23 protein-coding genes and 1 pseudogene are annotated in these 23,583 nt (G+C 73.9%); 14 read left to right on the top strand and 10 right to left on the bottom strand.

Translation table 11 applies throughout. The features are described 5' to 3' along the window. Nucleotides 1–41: 41 nt before the first annotated feature. The 4 genes from ET526_RS01910 (at nucleotide 42) to ET526_RS01895 (ending at nucleotide 4,530) form a co-directional block, all read left to right on the top strand. Nucleotides 42–656 carry an NUDIX domain-containing protein gene (locus ET526_RS01910; protein ID WP_135465954.1) on the top strand — a complete coding sequence of 205 codons (615 nt, stop codon included), beginning with the start codon at nucleotides 42–44 and terminating at the stop codon, nucleotides 654–656. A gap of 97 nt (nucleotides 657–753) precedes the next feature. Beyond that, nucleotides 754–2,400, top strand: coding sequence for a long-chain-fatty-acid--CoA ligase (locus ET526_RS01905; protein ID WP_135465953.1), 1,647 nt, complete (start codon nucleotides 754–756; stop codon nucleotides 2,398–2,400). Between the two features lie 85 nt (nucleotides 2,401–2,485). Continuing rightward, entirely contained in the window at nucleotides 2,486–4,105 is a 1,620-nt protein-coding gene (locus ET526_RS01900; RefSeq protein ID WP_135465952.1) for an ABC transporter substrate-binding protein, read from the top strand. 230 nt (nucleotides 4,106–4,335) lie between these two features. Then, nucleotides 4,336–4,530: a hypothetical protein gene (locus ET526_RS01895; RefSeq protein WP_135465951.1), complete on the top strand. Its 195-nt coding sequence runs from the start codon at nucleotides 4,336–4,338 to the stop codon at nucleotides 4,528–4,530. 152 nt (nucleotides 4,531–4,682) lie between these two features. On the opposite strand, the gene ET526_RS01890 is transcribed toward ET526_RS01895, so the two are convergent. From ET526_RS01890 to ET526_RS01870, 5 genes are all read right to left on the bottom strand, one after another. After that, nucleotides 4,683–5,324, bottom strand: coding sequence for an aspartate/glutamate racemase family protein (locus ET526_RS01890; RefSeq protein ID WP_135465950.1), 642 nt, complete (start codon nucleotides 5,322–5,324; stop codon nucleotides 4,683–4,685). 27 nt (nucleotides 5,325–5,351) lie between these two features. After that, nucleotides 5,352–5,801: a hypothetical protein gene (locus ET526_RS01885; RefSeq protein WP_135465949.1), complete on the bottom strand. Its 450-nt coding sequence runs from the start codon at nucleotides 5,799–5,801 to the stop codon at nucleotides 5,352–5,354. Nucleotides 5,802–5,904: 103 nt separating this feature from the next. Further along, nucleotides 5,905–7,131: an MFS transporter gene (locus ET526_RS01880; RefSeq protein WP_135465948.1), complete on the bottom strand. Its 1,227-nt coding sequence runs from the start codon at nucleotides 7,129–7,131 to the stop codon at nucleotides 5,905–5,907. A gap of 124 nt (nucleotides 7,132–7,255) precedes the next feature. After that, nucleotides 7,256–8,218: a tripartite tricarboxylate transporter substrate binding protein gene (locus ET526_RS01875; RefSeq protein WP_135465947.1), complete on the bottom strand. Its 963-nt coding sequence runs from the start codon at nucleotides 8,216–8,218 to the stop codon at nucleotides 7,256–7,258. A 133-nt stretch (nucleotides 8,219–8,351) separates the two neighbouring features. Continuing rightward, nucleotides 8,352–9,020 (bottom strand): alpha/beta hydrolase, encoded by a 669-nt coding sequence (locus ET526_RS01870; protein ID WP_135465946.1) that lies wholly within the window; start codon nucleotides 9,018–9,020, stop codon nucleotides 8,352–8,354. A gap of 435 nt (nucleotides 9,021–9,455) precedes the next feature. Between ET526_RS01870 and ET526_RS01865 the strand changes: the two genes are divergently transcribed. Genes ET526_RS01865 through mnmA form a run of 6 tightly spaced genes read left to right on the top strand, consistent with a single transcriptional unit; the run spans nucleotide 9,456 to nucleotide 14,415 of the window. Then, a complete protein-coding gene (locus tag ET526_RS01865; RefSeq protein WP_135465945.1) occupies nucleotides 9,456–9,929 on the top strand; it encodes an Rrf2 family transcriptional regulator in 474 nt (157 codons plus the stop codon). Nucleotides 9,930–9,934: 5 nt separating this feature from the next. After that, nucleotides 9,935–11,026: a cysteine desulfurase family protein gene (locus tag ET526_RS01860; protein ID WP_135465944.1), complete on the top strand. Its 1,092-nt coding sequence runs from the start codon at nucleotides 9,935–9,937 to the stop codon at nucleotides 11,024–11,026. A gap of 20 nt (nucleotides 11,027–11,046) precedes the next feature. After that, nucleotides 11,047–12,243 (top strand): cysteine desulfurase family protein, encoded by a 1,197-nt coding sequence (locus ET526_RS01855; RefSeq protein ID WP_135465943.1) that lies wholly within the window; start codon nucleotides 11,047–11,049, stop codon nucleotides 12,241–12,243. Nucleotides 12,244–12,253: 10 nt separating this feature from the next. Further along, the gene (locus ET526_RS01850) at nucleotides 12,254–12,583 is read left to right on the top strand and encodes a ferredoxin family 2Fe-2S iron-sulfur cluster binding protein (RefSeq protein WP_135465942.1); all 330 of its coding nucleotides are present in this window, start codon (nucleotides 12,254–12,256) and stop codon (nucleotides 12,581–12,583) included. A 7-nt stretch (nucleotides 12,584–12,590) separates the two neighbouring features. Next, the gene (locus tag ET526_RS01845) at nucleotides 12,591–13,316 is read left to right on the top strand and encodes a TenA family protein (RefSeq protein ID WP_135465941.1); all 726 of its coding nucleotides are present in this window, start codon (nucleotides 12,591–12,593) and stop codon (nucleotides 13,314–13,316) included. A 31-nt stretch (nucleotides 13,317–13,347) separates the two neighbouring features. After that, entirely contained in the window at nucleotides 13,348–14,415 is a 1,068-nt protein-coding gene (gene mnmA / locus ET526_RS01840; protein ID WP_135465940.1) for a tRNA 2-thiouridine(34) synthase MnmA, read from the top strand. On the opposite strand, the gene ET526_RS01835 is transcribed toward mnmA, so the two are convergent. The 4 genes from ET526_RS01835 to tcuA are packed head-to-tail and all read right to left on the bottom strand — an operon-like array spanning nucleotide 14,399 to nucleotide 19,557. After that, the gene (locus ET526_RS01835; RefSeq protein ID WP_135465939.1) at nucleotides 14,399–15,574 is read right to left on the bottom strand and encodes a 2-methylaconitate cis-trans isomerase PrpF family protein; all 1,176 of its coding nucleotides are present in this window, start codon (nucleotides 15,572–15,574) and stop codon (nucleotides 14,399–14,401) included. The genes mnmA and ET526_RS01835 overlap by 17 nt on opposite strands. A gap of 56 nt (nucleotides 15,575–15,630) precedes the next feature. Beyond that, entirely contained in the window at nucleotides 15,631–17,040 is a 1,410-nt protein-coding gene (locus tag ET526_RS01830) for an MmgE/PrpD family protein (protein ID WP_135465938.1), read from the bottom strand. 29 nt (nucleotides 17,041–17,069) lie between these two features. After that, nucleotides 17,070–18,053 (bottom strand): NAD-dependent epimerase/dehydratase family protein, encoded by a 984-nt coding sequence (locus tag ET526_RS01825; protein ID WP_135465937.1) that lies wholly within the window; start codon nucleotides 18,051–18,053, stop codon nucleotides 17,070–17,072. Nucleotides 18,054–18,057: 4 nt separating this feature from the next. Continuing rightward, nucleotides 18,058–19,557 carry an FAD-dependent tricarballylate dehydrogenase TcuA gene (gene tcuA, locus ET526_RS01820; protein WP_135465936.1) on the bottom strand — a complete coding sequence of 500 codons (1,500 nt, stop codon included), beginning with the start codon at nucleotides 19,555–19,557 and terminating at the stop codon, nucleotides 18,058–18,060. 266 nt (nucleotides 19,558–19,823) lie between these two features. On the opposite strand from tcuA, the gene rnk reads away from it, so the two are divergent. Both rnk and ET526_RS22510 read left to right on the top strand, forming a co-directional pair. After that, nucleotides 19,824–20,498: a nucleoside diphosphate kinase regulator gene (gene rnk, locus ET526_RS22690; protein WP_338025309.1), complete on the top strand. Its 675-nt coding sequence runs from the start codon at nucleotides 19,824–19,826 to the stop codon at nucleotides 20,496–20,498. Between the two features lie 18 nt (nucleotides 20,499–20,516). Beyond that, nucleotides 20,517–21,053 (top strand): annotated as a pseudogene (locus tag ET526_RS22510) (hypothetical protein); the annotation flags it as partial. Between the two features lie 23 nt (nucleotides 21,054–21,076). Here the strand turns inward: ET526_RS22510 and ET526_RS01805 are convergent. Continuing rightward, entirely contained in the window at nucleotides 21,077–21,838 is a 762-nt protein-coding gene (locus ET526_RS01805) for an SDR family NAD(P)-dependent oxidoreductase (protein WP_135465934.1), read from the bottom strand. Nucleotides 21,839–21,914: 76 nt separating this feature from the next. Between ET526_RS01805 and ET526_RS01800 the strand changes: the two genes are divergently transcribed. Continuing rightward, entirely contained in the window at nucleotides 21,915–22,670 is a 756-nt protein-coding gene (locus ET526_RS01800) for an SDR family NAD(P)-dependent oxidoreductase (RefSeq protein ID WP_135465933.1), read from the top strand. Between the two features lie 61 nt (nucleotides 22,671–22,731). Beyond that, entirely contained in the window at nucleotides 22,732–23,574 is an 843-nt protein-coding gene (locus ET526_RS01795) for an alpha/beta hydrolase (RefSeq protein WP_204623444.1), read from the top strand. The last annotated feature ends 9 nt before the right edge of the window (nucleotides 23,575–23,583 follow it).

Genomic DNA, 23,583 nt, shown 5'->3' with positions numbered 1-23,583 from the left:
GCCTTCCCGTTCCCGTTCCGGCAGGCCGGAGGAGAGGGGGCATGGACGGGCAGCACGGCGCCGAGATCCTGGCGGTGGAGACACTCTCGCAGAACTGGCGGCCACTGCGGAAGTACCGCCTCGCCTATCGTCGGCGCGACGGCCGCCTCCAGACGCTGGAGCGCGAGGTCTACTGCAACGGTCCCGGCGCCGCCGTCCTGCCCCATGATCCAGGGCGCCGCACGGTGCTGCTCATCCGGCAATACCGGCTGCCGGCGCAGCTGAACGGGGATCCGCCCCGCCTGATCGAGGCCTGCGCCGGCTATGTCGAGCCCGGCGAGGATCCGGAGGAGGCCATCCGCAGGGAGGCGGAACAGGAACTCGGCTGCGGGCTGCGGGACCTGCGGAGGGCCTTCACGCTCTACACCAGCCCCGGGGCCTGCGCCGAGAAGCTGCACCTCTTCCTCGCCCGGTACGATCCCGCGGGGCGCCGCGGCGGGGGCGGTCTGCCGCAGGAGGGCGAGGACATCGAGGTTCTCGAACTGCCCCTTGAGCACGCCTGGTCCCTGGTGGCCTCGGGCGGGATCATGGATGCCAAGACGGTGCTGCTGCTGCAGCATCTGCGCCTCGCCCTGGGGGAGGGGCCGTGCCGCGCGGGCGAAGCGGAACCGTCCTGAGGCCGTGGGCGCGGGCCGCGCTTGCCGCCCCATGGCCGCGCCCCCGATACTCGGCGCACGACCCCGCCACCGCGCGGGCCGACAGGGAGCGACCGCCATGCTGGGCCTCATGCAGGACCGACCGCTGCTGATCTCCTCCATCCTGGAACACGCGGCGCGCAACCATCCGCGATCGAAGATCGTCTCCGCCCGCCCGGACGGCAGCCTGGCCCGGCACGGCTGGCCGGAGATCGCCGCCCGCGCCGCGCAGCTTGCCCATGCGCTGGCGAAGCGGGGGGTGCAGCGGGGCGAGCGCATCGCCACCCTCGCCTGGAACGACCACCGCCACCTCGAGGCCTATTACGGCATCTCCTCCATGGGCGCGGTGCTGCACACCGTGAACCCGCGCCTGTTCCCCGGCCAGATCGCCTTCATCCTGGAGGACGCGCAGGACACCCACCTGATGGTGGACCCCACCCTCTGGCCGGTGGTGGAGGGGCTGGCGGACAAGCTGCCCGCCTCGCTGCGCGCCATCATCGTGATGGGGGAGGCGGCGCAGCTTCCCGCCGAGACGAGGCTGCGCGGCAGGGTGGAGATCCTGGCCCATGAGGCGCTGATCGCGGGCGAGCCGGTGCGCTTCGACTGGCCGGACCTCGACGAGCGCACCGCCTCCTCGCTCTGCTACACCTCCGGCACCACGGGTGAGCCCAAGGGAGTGCTCTACAGCCACCGCTCCACGGTGATCCACGGCCTCTCCGCCCTGCAGCGCGACGCCTTCGGCTTCGGCGCGCTCGACGTGGTGATGCCGGTGGTGCCCATGTTCCACGTCAACGCCTGGGGCATCCCCTATTCCGCCGCCATGGCCGGGTCGAGCCTGGTGCTGCCCGGTCCGAAGCTCGACCCCGCCTCGCTGCACCGGCTGTTCGAGGAGGAGGGCGTCACCTTCTCCGCCGGCGTGCCCACCATCTGGACCGCGCTGCTGCAATGGCTGCGCGCCGACCCGGCGCGCCGCTTCTCGAAGCCGCCGCGCCTCGTGGTCGGGGGCACGGCGCTGCCGACCGCGATCAACGCCGGCTTCCTGAAGGAGTACGGGGTGCGCATCCTGCACGCCTGGGGCATGACGGAGACGAGCCCGCTCGGCACCGCCAACGCCCCCAAGGTGGAGAACGCCGACTGGGACGACGACCGCTTCCTCGACTATGCGCGCAAGCAGGGCCGCCCGCTCTACGGCGCCGAGATCCGGGTGCGCGACGCGGAGGGGAAGGAGATCCCGCACGATGGCGTCGCCTTCGGCGAGCTCGAGATCCGCGGCCCCTGGGTGGCCAGCGCCTACTTCAACCGCAAGGACGATCCGGCCTTCACGCCGGACGGCTGGTTCCGCACCGGAGACGTGGTGACGGTGGACGAGCTCGGCTGCATCGAGATCGTGGACCGCGCCAAGGACGTGATCAAGTCGGGCGGCGAGTGGATCTCCTCCATCACGCTGGAGAACCTGATCATGGGCCACCCGAAGGTGCAGGAGGCGGCGGTGATTCCCATGCACCACCCGAAATGGGACGAGCGGCCGCTGCTGCTGGTGGTGCCGAAGTCCGGCGAGGCGCCGACGGCCGAGGAGATCCTCGCCTTCTACGAGGGCAAGGTGGCGAAGTGGTGGATCCCGGACGCGGTGGAGTTCGTGGAGAGCCTGCCGCACACCGCCACCGGCAAGCTGTGGAAGGCCGAGCTGAAGGCGCGCTACCGCGGCCGGTCCGCCGCCGCGGAGTGAGGGGCGGGCGGGGCGTGGCGAGGTGGTTGCGCCCCTGTGCCGTCGCGATAGGCTGCAAGGCACGGAGCTTCACGGGAGACATCCAATGACACGCTTTCCTGGCCGGCTGGCCGCCCTGGCGCTGTCCGCGGCGCTGGCGGGCGCGCTGGCCGCGCCCGCCGCCGCGCAGCAGCAGAAGGTGCTGCGCATCGGCATGACGGCGGCGGATGTGCCGACCACCACGGGCATGCCCAACAACGGCTATGAGGGGATGCGCTTCCTCGGCTATCCGGTGTTCGAATCCCTGGTCGCCTGGGACCATTCCGATCCGTCGCGCCTCTCCGGCATCAAGCCGGGTCTCGCCGAGCGGTTCGAGCAGGACGAGCAGGACCCCAGGAAGTGGCGCTTCCACCTGCGCCGCAACGTGCAGTTCCACGACGGCACGCCCTTCAACGCCGACGCCGTGATCTGGAACCTCGACCGCTTCTTCAGGAATGACAGCCCGCAATTCGATCCCGCGGGCAGTGCCATCACCCGCGGCCGCATCCCCATCCTTGCCGGCTACCGGAAGGTGGACGATCACACGGTCGAGATGGAGACGACCCGCCCGGCCAGCTACTGGCCCTATCTCGTCGTCTACATCCTGTTCACCTCGCCCAACAGCTTCGAGCAGGCCGGGCGGGACTGGGCCAGGGTGGCGACGCTGCCGCCCGCCGGCACCGGTCCCTTCCGGCTGAGCCGCTTCGTGCCGCGCCAGCTCGCCGAGCTCACCCGCAACGACAATTACTGGGACGCGGAAGGCAGGGCGAAGCTCGACCGCATCGTGCTGATGCCGATGCCCGAGGCGACGACGCGCCTCGCGGCGCTGCGCTCCGGCCAGGTGGACTGGATCGAGGTGCCGCCGCCCGACGCGCTCGCCTCCCTGCGCCAGGCCGGCTTCCAGGTGGTGACGGGCAGCTACCCGCATGTCTGGCCCTGGGTCTTCGCCGTCGGCAAGGAAGGCAGCCCGGTGCAGGACGTGCGCGTGCGCCAGGGGCTGAACTACTGCATCGACCGCGACGCCATGGTGCAGCTGCTGAACGGCACCGCCGAGCCCTCGGTCGGGTTCTTCAAGGCGAACGACCCGCATTTCGGAGAGCCGCAGCACCGCTACCGCCTCGATCCCGCGAAGGGGCGGGCGCTGCTGCAGGAGGCGGGCTACACGGCGCAGCGCCCGCTCTCCATCCGCGTCGGCATCTCCACCAGCGGATCGGGGCAGATGCTGCCGCTGCCGATGAACGAGTTCCTGCAGCAGCAGCTCCAGCAGCATTGCGGCGTGCGGGTGAATTTCGAGGTGGTGGAGTGGAACACGCTGCTCGCCGGGCTGCGCGCCGAGCCCACCCAGCCGCAATGGCTGAACGCGGACGCGCTGAACATCAGCCTGGTCTCCTCCGACCCCTCGCAGATGGCGCGCTGGTTCCTCTCCGCGAATTTCACCCCCCGCGGCTCGAACAGCGGCCACTGGAAGGACGAGCAGTTCGACGCCGCCTTCGCCGCCCTCGAGGTGGAGCGCGATCCCGCCAAGATCGCCGAGCTGCTGACCCGGGCGCATGAGCGCCTGGTGGACAATCCGCCCTGGCTGTGGATCGTGCACGACCTCAATCCCCGCGCCATGTCGCGCCGGGTGCAGGGCTTCGTCAGCCCGCAGAGCTGGTTCATCGACCTGACGAGGGTGGATCTGCGCTAGGGCAGACGCCGTTCGGGTGTCCTCGCCTGAACGGGTGAGGATGCCCGCACGATCAATGGGCCAAGGCATTTGCCGGGCGCCGGGGCGAACGGGATCTGCTTCGGCGCCTAGTCGCGCAGGCGGGAGCGCCGGAGCGGTGAGTCGGCCGCTCAACAAAGTCGGAAGCGTGATCCACCGAGGTGGATCACATTGCGCGGGATCGTCCCATCTGCATGGGCGGAGACCCCGCCATGCCCCTTTCGCGCCTTTTCCCGCTCGCTTGCCTTCTGCTCGGCCTCGCCGGCTGTGGCGGTGCGCCCCTGGTTCGGGCAGGGGGCGAGTATTCCGGCGTGCCCGACAGCGTCATCGGAGACCGGAGCTTTCCCTTCGGCACGCTTTCCACGGATGGCGTGATCCGGCTGGAGCGCGAGCGCGGCTGGCCCTGAGACTGGCCGCCTAGCCGGGACGCACCTTCCGTGTCGTGCGCTTGGCGGTCCGACCTTCCCGGATCCGCTCCACGGCGCGATCCGCCTTGGCGGGTCGCGCTTTCGCCCCTTGCCGGGCGATCTGCCGCGAGCCGGGGCGAACGGAAACGTCTCTAGCCCGCCTGGCCCGTCAGCAGGCGCCGCAGCTTGCGCACCGCGCTGTCGGGCGTGGTGAAGACCGGGCGACCGGTGGCCTCCGCCACCAGCGGCGCGGCGCGCGCGAGGCTGAACTGGGCGAGCGCGATCACGTCGCAGTCCCGCAGGCTCCGCGCCGCTTCCGCCGCCAGCCGGTCATGCGCCGCGGCATCCCCGGCGTCCAGCGCGGCGAGCGCGCCCTCCGCCAGCTTCGGCACCACGGTGACATGGGCGGGGAATTCCGCCGGCATGGTATCGAGCGTCGCCGGGAAGGTGGCGAGCAGGCCGATGCGCGCGCCGGCGGCGCAGGCCTCCTCGATCATCGCCTCGTTCGGCTTCAGCACCGGCAGCGGCGCGAGGTCGCGCGCGCAGGCCTCGATGCAGGGGCCGAAGGCGGAGCAGGTGAACAGGATGCCCTTCGCCCCCGTGCCCGCGGCGTAACGGGCGAGGGCGAGGAAGCGCTCGGTCATCCGCGGCGTCAGCGCCCCCTCCCGCGCCAGGTCGGCGGAGAGGCTGTCGTCGAGCAGGTTCATCAGCACCGGCTCCGGCCAGGCGCGGGCGAAGGCCGCCTCGATCGGCGGCGGGGAGTGGCGGAGGGCGTGGATCAGCGCGATGCGCATCGGGCGGTCTCCTGCGCCGGCCGCGGCTCAGCGCGGCACGCAGCGGCGGAGGGGAGAGGGGAAGTCCTGGCAGCCGGGGAAGACGATCTCGTTGGGGCCGCGCCGCTCCACCCTGAGCAGGTTGGGGTTGCCGTCGCAGCCGAAGCCGATGTCGGGCGGGACGCCTCCGAAGGCGCTGGCGCCGGGGCCGACTGGCACCAGACGGAATTCCAGGCCGTTCGGCGTGGAAGCCGCGGTCTCGATCAGGCGCTGGCGGAAGGCGACGTCGAGGGGCGTGGAGCGCATGATCACGTCGCGCAGGAAGATCACCGTGGCGGCACCGTAGCAGGCCTGGCTGTCGGTCTCGCCGGGAGGGAACTGGCCGCCGGTCCAGACCCCGAGCACCCATTCGTGCGGTGGCGCCTGGCGCTGCTGCGCGCCCGCATCCGCCGCGGCCAGGGGCAGTCCCAATACCAGAAGCAGGGCCCAACGCCGCATCCACGCTCTCCTCGCCCGATGGTGCACGGGCCCCGTTCTAGCGCCCTTCGCCACCGGACCCTAGAGCCGTTCCCGCCCGGCCGTGCCTGCGGAACGCGCGCGGTCAGGCCGGCACCGCGGCGGCGCGAGGGCCGTCGCGCACCGGCAGGTGGACCAGCGCGGCGAAGGCGGCGGCCAGGATGCCGATCACCCACATCATGTCGTAGCTGCCGGTGCGGTCGAACACGATGCCGCCGAGCCAGGCGCCGGTGAAGCCGCCGATCTGGTGGCCGAGGAACACCACGCCGAAGATCGTCGCCAGCCAGCGCGTGCCGAAATTGCGCGCGCAGAGCGCGATCGTGGGCGGCACGGTGGACAGCCACAGGAGGCCCATCGCCGCCGAGAACAGCAGCACCGTCGCGGTCGTCTTCTCGGCCAGCAGGAAGGCCGTCATCACCGCCCCGCGCGCGGCATAGATCGCCACCAGCAGTTCCCGCCGCCGCCAGCGCCCGGACAGCTCCCCCGAGATCAGCGAGCCGGCGACGTTGAACAGCCCGATCAGGCTGAGCGCCCCGGCGCCCACCGCCGCCGGCAGGTGGCAGCTCGCCACGAAGCCCGGCAGGTGCACGGTGAGGAAGCTGACATGCAGGCCGCAGACGAAGAAGCCCGAGAACAGGCACCAGAAGGTCGGGTCGCGGAAGGTGAGGGAGAGCGCCTTCCGCGCCGTCTGCTCGCGCGGCGCGCCGGCCGTGGGCGGCGCCGGACGGTCGTTCAGCGGCAGGGCGAGCGGGATCATCAGCAGCGAGGCCGCGGCCACCAGCAGCAACGCCGTCTGCCAGCCGAAGCCCGAGATGCCGAGCTGCACCAGCGGCACCACCAGGAACTGCCCGAAGGAGGAGCCCGCCGTGCCGAGCCCCGTCGCGCGGCCGCGCCTCTCCTCGGGCAGCAGGCGGGTCAGCGAGGCGATGATGATCGGCATCCCCGCCGCCGAGACGGCGATGCCCATCAGCAGCCCGGCGAAGAAGGTGAAGAGCGGCAGCCCGTCCGACAGCGCCATGCCGAGCACCGCCAGCGCCTGCAGCAGCGCCCCGCCGATGACGACGCGCCGCCCGCCGATGCGGTCGGCCACCTGGCCGAGGATCGGCTGCGAGACGCCGTTCAGCAGCACCTGCAGCGCGATGGCGAAGGCGAAGCCGGAGGCGGTCCAGGCATGCGCCGCCGTCATCGGGGCGAGGAACAGGCCCATGCTCTGCCGCAGCCCCATGGCGAGGGCGGCGCAGAGCACCGCGGAGCCGATCAGCACGCCGATGGCGAGCCCCGGGCGGGCGTCTTGCAGGCTGGTGGTGGACATGCGCGGCTCCGGAAAGGGGGGCGATTACCCATCCGGATCCGTCCGGGGGCAACCCACGCCGGCGCATGGCTCCGGCGGCGGGCCATGCCGCCGGCGCGGGGCGGCGCGGCCCGGCACCGCCGGCCTATTCGCGCCAGGGGTGCTGCGCCCAGAGCCGCTCGAACCCGGCCTTCATGGCGAGGAGCTCGGCATGCCACTCGTCGGGGCCGAGAAAGCGCAGCGGCAGCGACTGCTGCCGGGCGGCGACGCGGAACTCGGGGTCCTCGACGGCGCGGCGCACGGCGAGCGCGAGGCGGTCCAGCACCTCGCGGGGCACGCCTGCCGGGGCGCCGACGCCACGCTGCGAGCCCTGCACCAGGTCGAGCCCCATCTCGCGGAAGGTCGGCACTTCCGGGGCGCCCTCCCAGCGTCGCTCGGCCATGGCGCCGAGCGGGCGGATCAGCCCCTGGCGCCAGTCCGCCATGCCCTCGCCCATGTTCACCACGGCCAGGGCGAGCTGGCGCGACAGCAGCGCGGTGCGCACCTGGGAGGAGCCGTTGAAGGGCACGTGCAGGAATTTCGTGCCGGTCAGCCGCTCCAGCGCCAGCATCGCCAGGTGGTCGTCGGAGCCGACGCCGGTGGTGCCGTAGCTGATCTCGCCCGGGCGCCGCTTCGCCGCCTCCAGCATGTCGGCGAGCGAGGCGATGGGGCTGTCCTGCAGCACCCAGATGCCGCCGGGATCGTCCACGATGTTGGCGATGGGCGCGAAATCCTCGAATCGGAACCGCGCCTGGCGCTCGATCGGGACGGTCAGCAGGTTGGGCGTGTTGATGAAGCCGATGGTGTAGCCGTCGGGCCTGGCGCGGGCGAGTTCGCTCCAGCCGATCTCGCCGCCGGCGCCGGGGCGGTTCACCACCACCACGGGCTGGCCGAGGTCCTTCTCCATGAAGCGGGCCAGGGTGCGGGCCGCGACATCGGTGCCTCCGCCCGGGGCAAAGGCGACGATCATGGTGATCGGGCGCTCGGGAAAGCCGCGCTGCGCCCGTGCCGCCGGGGCGGCGAGGACGGGAAGCGCGGCGAGGCCGGCGACGAGGCTGCGGCGATGCATGGCGGTTGCGTTCCTCCCGGCGAGCCGCCTGTTCGGATCGGGCCCGCGCAGCGGGATCGCAGCATGCCCCGGCGCCGCCGGCAACCGGAGGAGGCGCCCCGCCGTCACGGGCGGGGCGCGCGCCGGGCCGTGGTCAGTCCGCCGCCAGCGCCATGCGGCTGCTGTTCAGCCGCGCCATCACGTGGTCCTCCGCGGCGTCGGCGACCTTCTCGGTCTCCTCGGGCGTGAAGACGTGGCCGGCGCCCGGCATGGTGCGGTAGTCGATGCTGATGCCCTTCTGGGTGTTCAGCTTGTCCACCAGCTTTCGCACGCTGCCCTCGGGCACCAGCTCGTCGGCCTCGCCGTGCAGGATCAGGCCGTTGCACGGACAGGGGGCAAGGAAGCCGAAATCGTAGTGGCTGGCCGGCGGGCTGATGGAGACGAAGCCGCCCATCTCCGGCCGGCGCATCAGCACCTGCATGCCGACATAGGCGCCGAAGGAGTAGCCCGCGACCCAGAGGCTGTGTGCGTTCGGGTTCACCGCCTGCAGGAAGTCGAGCGCCGCGCAGGCGTCGCTGATCTCGCCGATGCCGCCGTCGTAGCGGCCCTGGCTCTTGCCGACGCCGCGGAAGTTGAAGCGCAGCACGGAAAAGCCCATGCCCTGGAAGCGCTGGTAGAGGGCGTGGATGACCCGGTTGTTCATCGTCCCGCCGTGCAGCGGGTGCGGGTGCAGCAGCAGCGCCACCGGCGCGTTCGGCTGCTTCGAATGGTGGTAGCGGCCTTCGAGCCGGCCGTCCGGGCCAGCAAACGTTACCTCAGGCATCGTCCCTCGGGTCCAGTTCCTGTGTGCCGCGCGCGCCAGGCGTGCCGGAGGGGAGGAGCGCCTCCCGCCCCGGCAAGCCAAGCGCGCACGGACGCTTGGTGGGGAAGTCCTCCCGGGCACACCCGAAAGGGCCGCCGCGGCGTCGCGCCATGGCGTCCCCGGGCTCCCGTTCCCAAGCCACGAGGGAAATTGCCCACCCCGAATGGTTGACTGCTGGGGTCGGGCAATCTAGCCTTCCGCCAACGAGGGGATGGCCGTGGCATATGCCTCCGCTCGCGCCTTGGGCACCCCGGGCGGGCTCCCGGTTCCCGGGGTGGCGGGAATATAGGCGCTCACACACAAGTTTCATAACGGATTCATGGCCCCCGTCTCATGTTTTTGGCTCGTGCCCGCATTGTTGCGACATTGCATCGCCCCTCCGGAGGCGGGTGAGCCATGCGCCTTTCCACCCGCGGCCGCTACGCGGTGATGGCGATGGTCGAGCTGGCGGCCCGGCAGGAGCACGAGACCGCCCCCGCCCGGCCGGTCAGCCTGGCCGAGGTGGCGCAGGCCCAGGCCCTCTCCCTCGCCTATCTCGAGCAACTCTTCGGCGCGCTGCGTCGGGCCGGGCTGGTGGCCTCGGCGCGGGGGCCGGGGGGTGGATACCGCCTCGGCCGGGCCGCCGGCGCGATCTCCATCGCCGAGATCGTGGAGGCGGTGGACGAGCCGATCCGCGCCACCCGCTGCGAGGAGGGCACGCCGGGCTGCCTCGCCGGCCGGCGCTGCCCCACCCACGACCTCTGGGCGGAGCTCGGCGCGCAGATCCGCCTCTTCCTCGGCGGCGTGACGCTGGCCGACGTGGTCGCCGGCCGGGTGCTCGGCCGCGCCGCCCCGCCCCGCGAGCCGCCCCTGCCCGAGGCGGCGGAGTGAGTGCCATGGCGCCCCTCTACCTCGATGCCAACGCCACCGAGCCGCTGCGGCCGGAGGCGCGGGTGGCGGTGCTGGCGGCGCTCGACCTCGGCGGCAACCCCTCCTCCGTGCACGCCGCCGGCCGCGCCGCACGGCGCCTGCTGGAGGAGTGCCGGGAGCGGCTGGCGGCGCGCTTCGGCGCCCGGCCGCAGGAGGTGGTCTTCACCGCCGGCGGGACGGAGGCGAATGCGCTGGCCGTGCGCGGCCTCGGCCGCGGCCGGCGGGTGCTCCTCGGTGCCACGGAGCACGCCGCGGTCCGCGCCGCCGCCCGGGAGGCCGAGACCCTGCCGGTGCTGGCGGACGGCACCGCCGACCTCGCGGCGCTGGCGGCGCGGCTCGCCGCCGGGCCGCCCGCCTTGGTCTGTCTGATGGCGGCCAACAACGAGACCGGGGTGCTGCACCCGCTGGCGGAGATCGCCGCGCTCTGCCGCCGCCACGGCGCGCTGCTGCATGTGGATGCGGTGCAGGCGGCGGGGCGGGTGCCGCTCGGCCTCGCCGCCAGCGGGGCCGACACCCTGGCGCTGTCCGGCCACAAGCTCGGCGGCCCGCCCGGGGCCGGGGCGCTGCTGCTGCGCCCGGGGCTCGACCTGCCGGCGCTGATCCCGGGAGGAGGGCAGGAGCGCGGGCGGCGCGGCGGGACCGAGCCGCTGCCGGCCATCGCCGGCCTCGCCGCGGCGGCCGAGGCCGCGGAGCCGGCCGCCGCCGGGCGGCTCGCGCGGCTGCGCGACCGCATCGAGGCCGGGCTGGGGCCGGGCGCTCGGGTCGCGGGCGCCGGCGCGCCCCGCCTGCCGAACACCACCTGCGTCGTGCTGCCCGGCGTCGCGGCGGAGACGCAGGTGATCGCCCTCGACCTCGCCGGCATCCGGGTCTCGGCCGGCGCCGCCTGCTCCTCCGGCAAGGTCGCGCGCAGCCACGTGCTGGAGGCGATGGGCCTCGGCCCGGACGCCGCCTGCGGGATCCGCCTCTCGCTCCCCTGGAACGCGCCCGAGGAGGCGCCGGAGCGCTTCCTCGCCGCCTGGGCGGAGATGCGCCGGCGCCTCTCCCGCGCCGCCGCCTGACCGACCACATGCGACCTGCCATGCCCGCGAACCGCCCCGTCTATCTCGACAACCACGCCACCACGCCGCCGGACCCGCGGGTGCTCGCCGCCATGCGCCCGTGGTGGGAGGAGAATTTCGCCAACCCCCACAGCGTGGAGCACGCCCTGGGCCGGGAGGCGGAGGCGGCGGTGGAGGCGGCGCGCGCCGAGATCGCGGCGCTGATCGGCGCCGAGGCGCGGGAGGTGGTGCTGACCTCCGGCGCCACCGAGGCGAACAACCTGGCGATCAAGGGCGCCGCCCGCTTCGCCGCGGCCCGGGGAAGCGACCGCCGCCGGATCGTCACGGCGGCAACGGAACACAAATGCGTCATCCAGTCCGTCCTCGACCTCGCCGGAGAGGGGTTCGAGCCGGTGGTGCTGCCGGTCGGCCCCGACGGGCTGCTCGACCCCGACCGCCTGCGCGGGGCGGTGGACGGCCGCACCCTGCTGGTCTCGGTGATGGCGGTGAACAACGAGATCGGGGTGATCCAGGACCTCCCCGCCCTCGCCGCCATCGCCAGGGCGGCCGGGGCGCTGTTCCACACCGACGCCGCCCAGGCGGCGGGGCGGATCCCGCTCGACGTGGAGGCGATCGGGGCCGACCTGCTCTCCCTCTCGGCGCACAAGATCTACGGGCCGAAGGGGATCGGCGCGCTCTACCTACGCCGCCGGCCGCGGGTGCGCCTCGCGCCGCTGTTCTCGGGCGGGGGGCAGGAGCGGGGGCTGCGTTCCGGCACCCTGCCGGCACCGCTCGCGGTCGGCTTCGGCGAGGCGGCGCGGCTCGCCGCCGCCGAGGGGGCGCTGGATGCGGGCCGCATCGCCGGCCAGCGCGACCGCTTCCTCGCCGCGCTCCGCGCCGAGGTGCCGGAGGTGCGGCTGAACGGCCATGCCGAGCGCCGGGTGCCGGGCAACCTGAACCTGACCTTCCCGGGGAAGGTGGACGCCCAGGCGATCATGGCGGCGGCACCCGATGTCTGCGTCTCCACCGGCTCCGCCTGCTCCTCGGCGGCGGTCGAACCCTCCTACGTGCTGCGGGCGATCGGGCTGACGGAGGCCGAGGCGCGGGCCACCTTGCGGATCGGGATCGGCCGCTTTACCTCCCCCGCCGACGTGGACCGGGCGGCGGCGAGCCTTGCCGCCGCTTGGCGGCGCGCGCTCGCGGAAGCGCGGAAGGCCCCGGTGGCGGCAGGAGCGTAGCGGACATCACATGCCGAAGATGACCTTCATCGAGCGCGACGGGACGCGCCGCGAGGTGGACGCGCCGCTCGGCCTCTCGGTGCTCGAGATCGCGCACAAGCACGGCGTGGACATCGAGGGCGCCTGCGAGGGCTCGCTCGCCTGCTCCACCTGCCACGTCATCGTGGACCCCGCCTGGTTCGGCAGGCTGGCGGCGCCGACCGAGGACGAGGAGGACATGCTCGACCTCGCCTTCGACCTGCAGGAGACGAGCCGCCTCGGCTGCCAGATCATCATGACCGAGGCGCTGGACGGGCTGGTGGTGAGGCTGCCCGCCGGCAGCCGCAACGCGATGGAGTGAGGGTCCGATGGCGGCGTGGGAGACGGCGTTCGGGACCGAGGGCGGGCTGTTCCGCCGCCTGCGCGCCGCCTGCGCCGCGGAGTGGCAGGCCTATACCTGGCACCCCTTCGTGCGGGGCCTCTCCGACGGCACCCTGCCGCTCGAGGCCTTCCGCCGCTACCTGATCCAGGACTACCTGTTCCTGATCCACTTCGCCCGCGCCAAGGCGCTCGCCGTGTTCAAGGCGGAGAGCGTCGAGGCGATGCGGGAGAAGACCGCGGCGATCTCCGCCATCCTCTCCGAGACGCTGATGCACCTGCGCTACTGCGCCGAATGGGGCATCCCGGAGGCGGAGGTGCGCGCCACGCCGGAATCCGCCGAGACGGTGAGCTACACCCGCTACGTGATCGACCGCGGCCTCGCCGGGGACATCCTCGACCTCGAGGTGGCCCTCGCCCCCTGCACGGTGGGCTATGGGGAGGTGGCGCTGCGCATCCTGGCCGATCCGCGGCGGCGCGCCGGTGACAACCCCTATCAGAGCTGGATCGACACCTACGCCGACCCCGGCTACCAGGCCCTGGCGCAGGCCGCCGCCGCGCGCATCGACGCGCTCGGCGAGAGCCATGGCGGGGAGGCGCGCTTCGCCAGCCTCGCCGCCACCTTCGCCGAGGCGGCGCGGCTGGAGGCGCGGTTCTGGCAGCAGGGGCTGGAGGGGCTCGGCGCGCCGCCGCGCGAGGAGAAGGCGCACGGGTGATGCGCGGGCGCAACCCTCCGGGCGCGCCGCCATGAGGATCCTCGTCGCCATGTCGGGCGGCGTGGACAGCTCGGTGGTCGCCGGCCTGCTGAAGGCCGAGGGCCACGAGGTGGTCGGCGCCACGCTGCAGCTCTACGACCACGGCGCCGCCACCGGCCGCAGGGGCACCTGCTGCGCCGGGCAGGACATCCACGACGCCCGCCGCGTCGCCGACGCGCTCGGCATCCCGCACTACGTGCTGGACCGCGAGGCGCGCTTCCGCAGCGCCGTCATCGAGGAGTTCGCCGATGCCTATGCGCGCGGCGAGACGCCGATCCCCTGCGTGCGCTGCAACCAGACCGTGAAGTTCGCCGATCTGACGGCGCTCGCCCGCGACCTCGGCTGCGAGGCCCTGGCCACCGGCCACTACGCCCGCCGCGCCGAGGGGCCGGAGGGACCGGAGCTGCGCCGCGCCGCCGACCCGGTGCGAGACCAGAGCTACTTCCTCTTCGCCACCACGCGCGACCAGCTCGCCCTCTGCCGCTTCCCGCTCGGCGGCTTCCCGGACAAGGCGGCGGTGCGGGCGGAGGCCGCGCGGCTCGGCCTCCCGGTGGCCGGGAAGCCCGACAGCCAGGACATCTGCTTCGTGCCCCAGGGCCGCTACCACGAGGTGGTGGCGCGGCTCCGCCCCGAGGCCGCAGAGCCGGGCGAGATCGTGGACCGGGAGGGGCGCGTGCTCGGCCGCCACCAGGGCCTCGCGCGCTACACGGTGGGGCAGGGGAAGGGCCTCGGCCTGCCGCGGCGGGAGGGCGAGGCGCCGCTCTACGTTGCCGCCCTCGATGCGCCGCGCCGGCGCGTGGTGGTCGGCCCGCGCGAGGCGCTGCCGCAGGCGGAGATCGCGGTCGGCGAGGTGAACTGGCTGGTCCCGCCGCCCGCGGCGCCGCTGCGCTGCCAGGTGAAGCTGCGCGCCCGCGAGGCGCCCCGCGCGGCGGTCGTGACCTGGGACGGCGCCCGCGCACGCGTCACGCCGGAGGAGCCCGCCATCGCCGCCCCCGGCCAGGCGGCGGTGTTCTACGACGGCGACCGCGTGCTCGGCGGCGGCTTCATCCGGCGCGGCTGACCGGCCCGAGGGCGGCGGCGGGCACCCATACGCGGCCGTCGAACAGGCGGCGCGCGGTGCGGTAGAACGACCCGGACCGGGCGACCCACCGGCCGCCCTCCTCCGCCACCTCCGCTGCCACGCTCAGGACCCCGGAGGGCATGCCGAGGCGCAGCGGCCCGCCGGCGGGAGCGCCGGGCGGCAACGCCTCCGCCACCACCGTGCCCGGGATCCGCGCCGCCACCGCGGCGCAGAGCGAGACGGTGAGTGGCAGGGCCCGGTGCGGCTGGCCGTTGGAGAGGGCGCGGACCGTCAGGTCCATGCCGGCGGCGGGAATGGTGCCGCCCGCGAGGGTGGGCGAGGCGGCGGCCGGGCCGACGAGGCAGACGAAGGGCACCGAGCTGATCCGGCGCGCCGCCTCCGGATCCGGGGCGATGCCCATGCGCACCGAGGCCTGGCGCCGGATCGCGTCGAGCAGGTCCAGGATGCCGGGGCTGGCCTCGAGCCGGTCGGGCAGCTCGGTCCCGGCCAGGCCGATGTCGCGGGCGCGGACGAAGACTGCGGCGTTGGCGGCGTCCACGAGCGAGGCCTCGATGCCGCCAAGCCCCGGCACCTCGAGCCGGTCGCGGACCCCGCCGCCCGGCAGCAGCCGCCCCGTGGTGGCGCCGCCGGGCTGCAGGAAGTCGAGCCGGATCGGCGCGCCGCTGCCGCCGACGCCGGGTATCTCCAGCGCGCCGTCGTAGCGGGCCCGCCCACCGGCGACGGGAAAGGTGGCGTGAATGATCTTCCGCGTGTTGGTGTTGTGGATGCGCACCGTGGCGGTGTCGCCCTTCGCGCGCACCAGCCCCTCATCGACGGCGAAGGGGCCGACGGCGGCGCTCATGTTGCCGCAATTGCTCCCGTAGTCCACGCGGGCTTCCCGGATCAGCACCTGGGCGAAGGTGTAGTCCACATCCGCGTCCTCGCGCCCGGAGGGCGCCAGCACGCAGACCTTGGACAGCGAGGAGACGCCGCCGCCCATGCCGTCGAGCTGGCGGCCATGGGGGTCCGGCGAGCCCATCGCCGCGGCGAAGAGGGCATCCCAGGCGGCGCGATCGGCCGGCAGGTCACGCGCGTGGAACATCAGGCCCTTGCTGGTGCCGCCGCGCATGAAGACGGCGGGGATCGGACTCTGCGTCATGCGCCCCTCCCGGATGCGGGGGAAGTCGGCGGGACTGCCCTGGCCGGGGCGCCGCCTCAGCCGGTGGTCAGGGCGCGCATGGTCTCCCGCAGCGGCCGGCTGTCAATGGACAGCACCGCGGCGCAGGCGCGCTCCGCCGCCTCGGGCGAAAGGTGCATGCCGGCCGCGGCGAGGAACTTCCCGGAGGCGGCGCGCGCGTCGAGCGCGCGTTCCCCGGCGCCGCCGTTCACCCGCACATGCCGGCGCAGCCTCCGCCCATCCGCCATGTCCAGCTCCACCCCGCCGGAGAAGTAGGCGGGAAAGGCGGTGTCGGGATCGGCCTCGCAGGTGCTGCGGCCGCAGAGCGCCAGCACCTCCGGATCGACCAGCGCCTCCGGCTCCAGCTCCGCGAGGCCGAAGCGGCCGCGCAGCAGGCAGGTGGCGACGACGAAGGGCGCGCTGAACTTCGCCGCGTAGTCGGTCCGCGGGCGGGCCTTCTCGGCCGCCGGCTCCGCGACGATCGGCAGGGTCGGGGCGGGCAGCAGGATGCGCAGATGGCGGATCGCGCGCGGGTCCGGCGCCTCCTCCCGCAGCAGCAGGGCCGCGTCGGCGGCGCCATGGATGAAGTGGCAGACGGGGTAGGGCTTGATCGCCGTGTCCGCGAGGTCCCAGCGCTCGCCGAGCGCGTCGGCGATCAGCGCGGGATCGGCCGCGGCGGCATGCGCCTGCAGGTGCGTCTCCAGCAGGCCGAACCTGCCCTCGTAGGGGCGGCTGGGCCCGACGAAGCCGTGCCGGGCGAGATGCGCCGCGGTGACGCCGCCGACCGCGCCCCAGCCCGGATGCAGGCGCTTGGTCCAGGCGCCCTCCTCCAGGAACACCTGCACGCCCGCCGCCGTGCTCGCGGCGATGCCCTGCGCGGCGACGAGCTGCTCCGCCGTGAGGCCGAGCAGCCTGCCGGCGACGACGGCGCTGGCGAAGTGGGAGACGATGCCGGTGGCGTGGAAGCCGGCATGGTGAAAGCCGCCCTTCGCCGCCGCGCCGATGCGGATCGCCACTTCCATGCCGCCCGCATAGGCTGCCAGGACCTCCCGCCCGTGCGCGCCCAGATGCTCGCCGAGGGCGAGGGCGCAGGGCAGGCAGGCAGCGGTCGCGTGCACGATGCTGGCGAGATGCGTGTCGTCGAAGTCGAGCCCGTGGATCAGGATGCCGTTGGCCAGCGCGGCGTCGCGGGGCGGCAGGCGCTCGGCCCGCCCGAGCACGCCGCACTCGCCGGCGCCCCCGAGCGCGCGGATGCCGGCCAGGGCCCGCGCCGCGAAGGGGTAGGCGTTGGCGGCGAGGCCGACGCCGATTCCGTCCAGCATCTGGATCCGCGCCCGCTCGCGCACCGCCTCCGGAATCGAACCGTGGTCGAGCGCCGCGGCGAAGTCGGCGATGCGCCGCGCCAGCCCCGCGGCGGCGGCTTCGGACGGCAGGGTCGCACGGGTCATGGCGCTTTCCTTCGTGGCAGGGGCCGCGCTCAGCGCGGCCGTGCCTCCCGCCAGGCGATGTAGCGGCGGATGCCTTCCTCGAGGCTCACCCTCGGCGTCCAGCCGATGACCGCCTCGGCCCTGGCGCGGCTGAAGCACAGCCGGTTCCCGCCGGCGGAGCGTACGGGGCGGGTGTCCGGCCGGTATTCCGGCTGCAGCGTGGCGCCGCAGGCGCGCAGCACCGCCTGCACCACCTCGGCGAGGGAGGTGTCCACGCCGGTCGCGAGGTTCAGCACATGGCCGTGCTCGGCGCCGGACATGGCGGCGAGGCAGCCACGGGCGACGTCGGAGACATGGATGTAGTCGTGCACCTCGCGGCCATCGCCGACGATGACGGGCCGCTCGCCGCGGCGGATGCGCTCATAGGTCTCGGCGATGAAGTTGGCGTTCACCGCCCGTGCGTGCTGGCGCTCTCCATACACCGAGGAGAAGCGCAGGGCGTTGAACTCCAGCCCGTGTTTCTGCGCGTAGAGGCGGCACAGGCACTCGCCGAACAGCTTGCTGACGCCATAGACCGCGGAGATCGGCGACAGCGAGGCGATGACGGGCGGCGTGTCCTCCGCCAGCGTCTCCGCCTGCGCATCGCCATAGGCCGCGACCGAGGAGGAGAACACCACCCGCCGCACCCCGGCGAAGCGGGCCGCCTCCAGCGTGTTCAGCAGCCCGACCGTGTTCACCTGAACCCCGAGCGCGGGATTGGCGTGCATCGGGATCGTGAGGAAGCCGGCCAGGGCGAAGATGCCGTCGGCGCCCTGCGCCGCCTCCAGCACCTCGCCGAGCCGCAGGATGTCGCCGCGGATCAGCCTCACCCGCCGGTCCTCCAGCAGGTGCGCGATGGTGTCCGGGGCGCCGAGGACGAAGCTGTCGAGCAGGCGGACCTCGCCCGCGCCCGCTTCGAGGAGCGCATCGGCGAGGTGCGAGCCGATCAGGCTCGCCCCGCCGGTAATGAGGTAGGTCCTGCCCGCGACCGTCATGGCCTCATCCGTCGCCCTTCATGGCGTGCAGCCCCGCCGAGCGGCCGGAGAGCCGGCCGAAGACCGACCCCGACATCAGGCCGGCGCCACCCAGGTAGTTCTGATAGAAGATGCCGCCGACCAGCTCCCCCGCGGCATAGAGGCCGGGGATGGAGGCGTCGGTGGTGTCCTGCACCTCGCCTTGCGCGTTGATCCTGAGGCCGCCGAAGGTGAAGGTGATGCCGCAGGTGACGACGAAGCCGTGATAGGGCGGCTGGTCGATCGGCAGCGCCCAGTTGGATTTGGGCGGCGTGATCCCCCTGGTGCACTTGCCGTCCAGGATGGCGGGGTTGAACTCCCCCGGCTGGCAGGCGGCGTTGAACCCGGCGACGGTGCGCCTGAGCCCTTCCACATCGATGTCGAGGGCGCGCGCCAGGCCCTCGATGGTGTCGCTCTCCGCCTTGGTCACCTGCCTGATGCGGTACTCGTCGCGGACCATCCCGATGGTCTTGCTGTCGAAGATCTGCACCGCGGTGCGCTGCGGCTGCTTCATCACCTCGCGGCCGTATCTCGCGTAGGTGTGGTTCCGGTAGTCCGCGCCCTCGTCGACGAAGCGCTCCCCCTCGAGGTTGACGATGATGCCGAGGGGGTAGGAGTGCTTCTGGAAGTTGTCGAGCACCACCCGGTCCCCGAAGGGAGGCGCGCTGATGTCCCACTGCACCGCGTGGCAGGTGGACCAGCCCCCATAGGCCTGCGCCCCGATGTCGAGCGCGGCGCGGATTCCGTCCCCGGTGTTGTGGCGCGTGCCGCGGACGCGGCAGAGCTCCCAGCCCTGGCCGAGGTAGCGCACCCGCATTTCCGGGTTCGCCTCGAAGCCGCCGCAGGCCAGCACCACGGCGCGGGCCGTGATCTCCTCGTAGCCGCGCGGGCCGAAGGCGAGCACGCCGGTCACCTCCCCGCTCCTCGCCTGCAGCAGCCGGCGCAGGCCGGTGCGGTAGCGGATCTCGATGCCCTCGCGCTCCGCGGCTTTGACCAGGAAGTCCACCAGGCCCCAGCCGCCGCCCACAGCCTCGACGTTCACGCCGCCGTAGAAGTGGTGCCGGCCGTTCACCACGTAGGACTGGCGCCCGAACATCGGGATGAACCGCACGCCCTTGCCGCGCATCCACACGATCGTCTCGCGCGACCTGCCTATCAGGATCCCGGCGAGGCTCTCGTCGGCTAGGTTCTCCGTCACCCGCATCAGGTCGCGCATGTAGAGGTCCGGCGGCAGCGGCGGGATGTGGATCCGGGCCGCCTCAGCCTCCGAGAGGTCCACCAGCACGTCCCGGCGCAGATCCTCGAGCCCGTCATGGACGAAGCGGAAGCCGCCGGCGGTGAAGGTGGAGTTGCCGCCGCGCTCCTCCTCGCTCGCCTTCTCGAGCACGAGCACGCGGGCGCCCTGCTCGCGGGCGGAGAGGGCGGCGCAGAGGGCGGCGTTGCCCGCGCCAACCACGATGACGTCGTAATGGGTGCCGTTCGGCATCGGCCGGCGCTCCTCCCCTTCGCCGCTGTGCCGCGGCCTCTTGCTTCGCTGGCTGTTCCCGCCCAGGGAGGCTATGCCCATATGCCGGGCGGATCAACGCGCGGGGGCGGGACCTTCCGGGCCGGGATCCGCGGCGCGCCGACGTGACTTGACCGCGCCGGCGGAAGCGGCAGAGTTGGGCATTATGTGGGTCAGCGCGACCTTCCGGCGTCGCCTCGCCCACGCGGGTAGCCTGATCGCAGGCACCTAGCCCCGGGCCGACGGGGGTGCCTCTCGCACCCATCCGGGCCTGGGGACGATCTTCCTGGAAAACGAGACCTGCCGCCGCCCCGAAGGCTTGGCGCCTGATCCGCGCAGGCGGGAGCGCCGGAGCGGTGAACCGGCCACCCAGGGAAGGGCCGAAGCGTGATCCGGCGAAGGGGTCACGCCGCAGCGCCCGATCGCCACTTTGGCCCGCAGCACGGGACCCAGGATCCGGAAGGGAGCAAGCCCATGAGCGAGGCAACGGAGGCGGGGGCCTGCGCCCGCCGCTGGTGATGTCGGCGCGCGACCATGAGCGGCTGGTCGCGCTGGCGGGGGTGGTGGCCCGGCGGAACCCGCTGGTCGCCCGCCTGCTGATGCAGGAGGCCGACCGCGCCGAGGTGGTGCCGGCGGAGGCGCTGCCCGCGGGCGTGGTGGCGGTCGGCTCGGAGGTCGAGTTCCTCGACACGACGACGGGCGAGGCGCGGCGGGTGCGGGTGGTCCTGCCGGGGGAGGCCGACATCGCCGAGGGGCGGATCTCCGTGCTTTCGCTGGTCGGCGCCGGGCTGATCGGGCTCTCGGAGGGGCAGTCCATCGACTGGCCCACCCAGGACGGCCGGCTCCGGCGGCTGACCGTCCTGCGGGTGTGGGCGCCCGGCACGCCGGCGGGCGGCGGAGAAGGGGCGGCGGCCCTGGCGTGACCGCTCCGCCCCCCAGCCATGCCCGGGGCGGGGTTGCATCGGCCCCGCGCATCGCCGAAAGGAGGACGTTGCCGCCCCGGCGGACGCCGCGATGGCTGCCGCCCCAAGCCGGACGCGCGGCCTGACGAGCCAACCCTGGCGGATGCGAGCGGAGGATGCCCCCCGCGGTGCCGCCACGGCATGATCCACTTCGGCGGATCACGTCTGCGCCCATTGCCGGGCGGCTGCTTCGCCGCCCGGCGGATCAGGCGCCAGCGGCCGCGCCTTGGCGAGGATTGCGGCGGCGGAGCTGCAACATCCGGTCGCCCCGGCGCCTGGACGCTGCCCCGATGGCCGGGGCGGCGAAAGGAGAACCCTGATGAAGGGAGGCAACATTCTCAAACTGGCGCCCACGCGCCTCGACGAGGCGGCACGCCACAGAACATGATCTACGAGGAGAACGCGTTCCGGGTCCGGGCGCGGATCGTCCTCGAACTGGCCAACGGCCTGGTCACGCCGGAGGCGGACCACATCCTGGAGCGGGCGGGCGTGGTGGTGCTGCCCGGCATCCTGGCCGATGCCGGGGGCCGCCGGCCGCGTCAGCCGAGCCCGATGCGGCGCCGGAAGGCCTCGTCGCGCATGGACACGTCCTGGCCGGCGAGGTCGTCGGCGGCCGGGGTGCAGAGATGCAGCAGGCCGCGCACCGCATGCGCGACGGGCGAGAGCTCGGCCCGCGGGATGCGGCTGATCGGGTTCATCCCCGAGGCGCGGATCCTCGCCTGCATGTCGGTGTCGATGGTGCCCGGGGAGAAGCCGAAGACGCGGATGCCCCGCCCCTCCGTCTCCAGGGCGATGGCGCGCGTCAGCATCGCCAGCCCGGCCTTGCCGGCGCAGTAGGCGCTCCAGCCCTCGAGCGGGCGGTAGGCGGCGCCGGAGGAGACGTTGACGATCCTGCCGCCGCCCGCCTCGAGCATTCCCGGCAGCGCCGCGCGCACGGCGTTGTAGGCGCCGACCAGGTTGATGGAGATGCTGCGCGCCCAGGCGGCGGGGTCGGACTCGGCGATCGCGGCGATCGGCTCGATGACGCCGGCGTTGTTGACCAGGATGTCGAGCCGGCCGAGCCGCGCCCGGGTCTCCGCCACCGCGCGCGCGACCGCGGCGTGGTCGGCGACGTCGCAGGCCAGCGCCTCGGCCCGCCCGCCCTCCGCCGCGATGCCGCGCGCCACCGCGCCCGCCGCCGCGCCGTCGCGGGCGAGCAGCATCACCGCCGCGCCCCGCGCCGCCAGGGCGCGCGCCGCCCCCTCGCCGAGGCCGCGGCTCGCGCCGGTCACCAGCGCCACCCTGCCTTCCAGATCCGCCATCGCCCGGCCTTTCCCTGAACGTCCCGTTGGCCGATCTTCTACGGGGCGCATCGGCGGCGGACAACGGGAGGCGGACATGGCGGGAATTCTGGACGGCAAGGTGGCGCTGGTGACCGGCGCGGGCAGGAACATCGGCCGCGCCATCGCGCTGCGCCTGGCGCGGGACGGCGCGGCGGTGGTGGTGAACGGCCGCTCCGACCGGGGCGCCGTCGAGGCGGTCGCGGCCGAGATCGGCGCCATGGGCGGCAGGGCCATCGCCCATCTCGCCGACGTCTCCGATCCCGCGGCGGTGACGCGAATGGTGGAGGACACGGCGGCGGCGCTCGGCGGCGTGGACATCGCCGTCTCCAATGCCGGGCTGCGGCGGCAGACGCCCTTCGCCGAGATGTCCTTCGAGGAATGGCGCGAGATCCTGTCCGTGGCGCTGGACGGCGCCTTCCTGCTGGCGCGTGCCGTGGTGCCGCACATGATCCGTCGCGGCGGCGGCGCCATCATCGGCCTGTCGGGCATCTCCACCCACATCGGCACGCCGAGCCGCGCGCATGTCTCCGCCTCCAAGGCCGGGCTCGAGGGGCTGATGCGGGCGCTGGCCGTGGAGCTGGCGCCGCACGGCATACGCTGCAACTGCGTCGCGCCGGGCCTCATAGACACGGCGCGCGGCGCGTCCGCCGGCGCCGTGCCGGGAATGCTGCGCGCCGAGGGCGCGGTGCCGCTCGGGCGCAAGGGCAGGGTGGAGGAGATCGCGGAGGTGGTGCGCCTCCTGGCCGGCCCCGAGGGCGGCTACATCACCGGCCAGACCATCCATGTGAATGGCGGCGCCTTCCTCACCTGACCCCGGCTCTGGGCGCGTTCCGGGTGTTGCGGGCCGGATGCGCCGGCACTCAAATGCGCCCATGGACCTGCAGGCAGAGTACGACAACCGCGCGCGCGTGCCGGAGCACCCGCGCCTTCTCGAGGAATGGGCCCGCGCCTCCGCCGCCTGGCGGGAGGCCTGCCCGCGCGCGGAGCTCGGCCTGGCCTACGGCCCCGGCGAGCGGGAAAGGCTCGACCTGTTCTGGCCCGCCGCCGATCCCGCCGCGGACACGCCGGTCGCCCTGTTCATCCATGGCGGCTACTGGCAGGCGCTGGACCGGAGCTGGGTCAGCCACTGCGCGCGCGGGCCGAACCTGCTCGGCATCGCGGTCGCGGTGCCGTCCTACGATCTCTGTCCCGCCGTGCCGCTGGCGCGGATCGTGGAGCAGATGCGCGCGGCCGCGGCCTTCCTGCGCCGGCATCCGGCCGGGCGCGGCCGCCGGCTGCTGGCCTCCGGGCACTCCGCCGGGGGGCATCTGGCGGCGATGCTGCTGGCCACCGAGTGGCGGGCGCTCGATCCCGCCCTGCCGCCGGATCTGGTGGCCGCGGCGCTGCCGGTCTCCGGGGTGTTCGAGCTGGAGCCGCTCCTCGGCACCACGATGGGCGCCGCGCTGCGCCTCGACGTGGCGGAGGCGCGGCGCCTCTCGCCCCGCTTCCTGCCGCGGCCGGCGCATGCGGGCCCGGCCTCGCTGCACGCGGTGGTGGGGGGCGCGGAGAGCGCGGAGTTCCTGCGCCAGACGCGGGACATGGCGGAGGCCTGGGGCGGCGGATGGGAGGCGCTGCCGGGCGCCAATCACTTCACCGTGCTGGCGCCCCTGTCCGATCCGGCGTCGCCCCTTTCCCGGCGGCTGGCGGAGATGTCGCGCGGGCTTGCGCGCGGCTGACACTTGAAG

Origin of the sequence: Crenalkalicoccus roseus, assembly GCF_004761865.1 — a bacterium.
GTDB classification, from domain to species: Bacteria; Pseudomonadota; Alphaproteobacteria; order Acetobacterales; family Acetobacteraceae; genus Crenalkalicoccus; species Crenalkalicoccus roseus.
The sequence above is the reverse complement of the archived record's forward strand: the minus strand, read 5'-3'. Positions and strand labels throughout refer to the sequence as shown.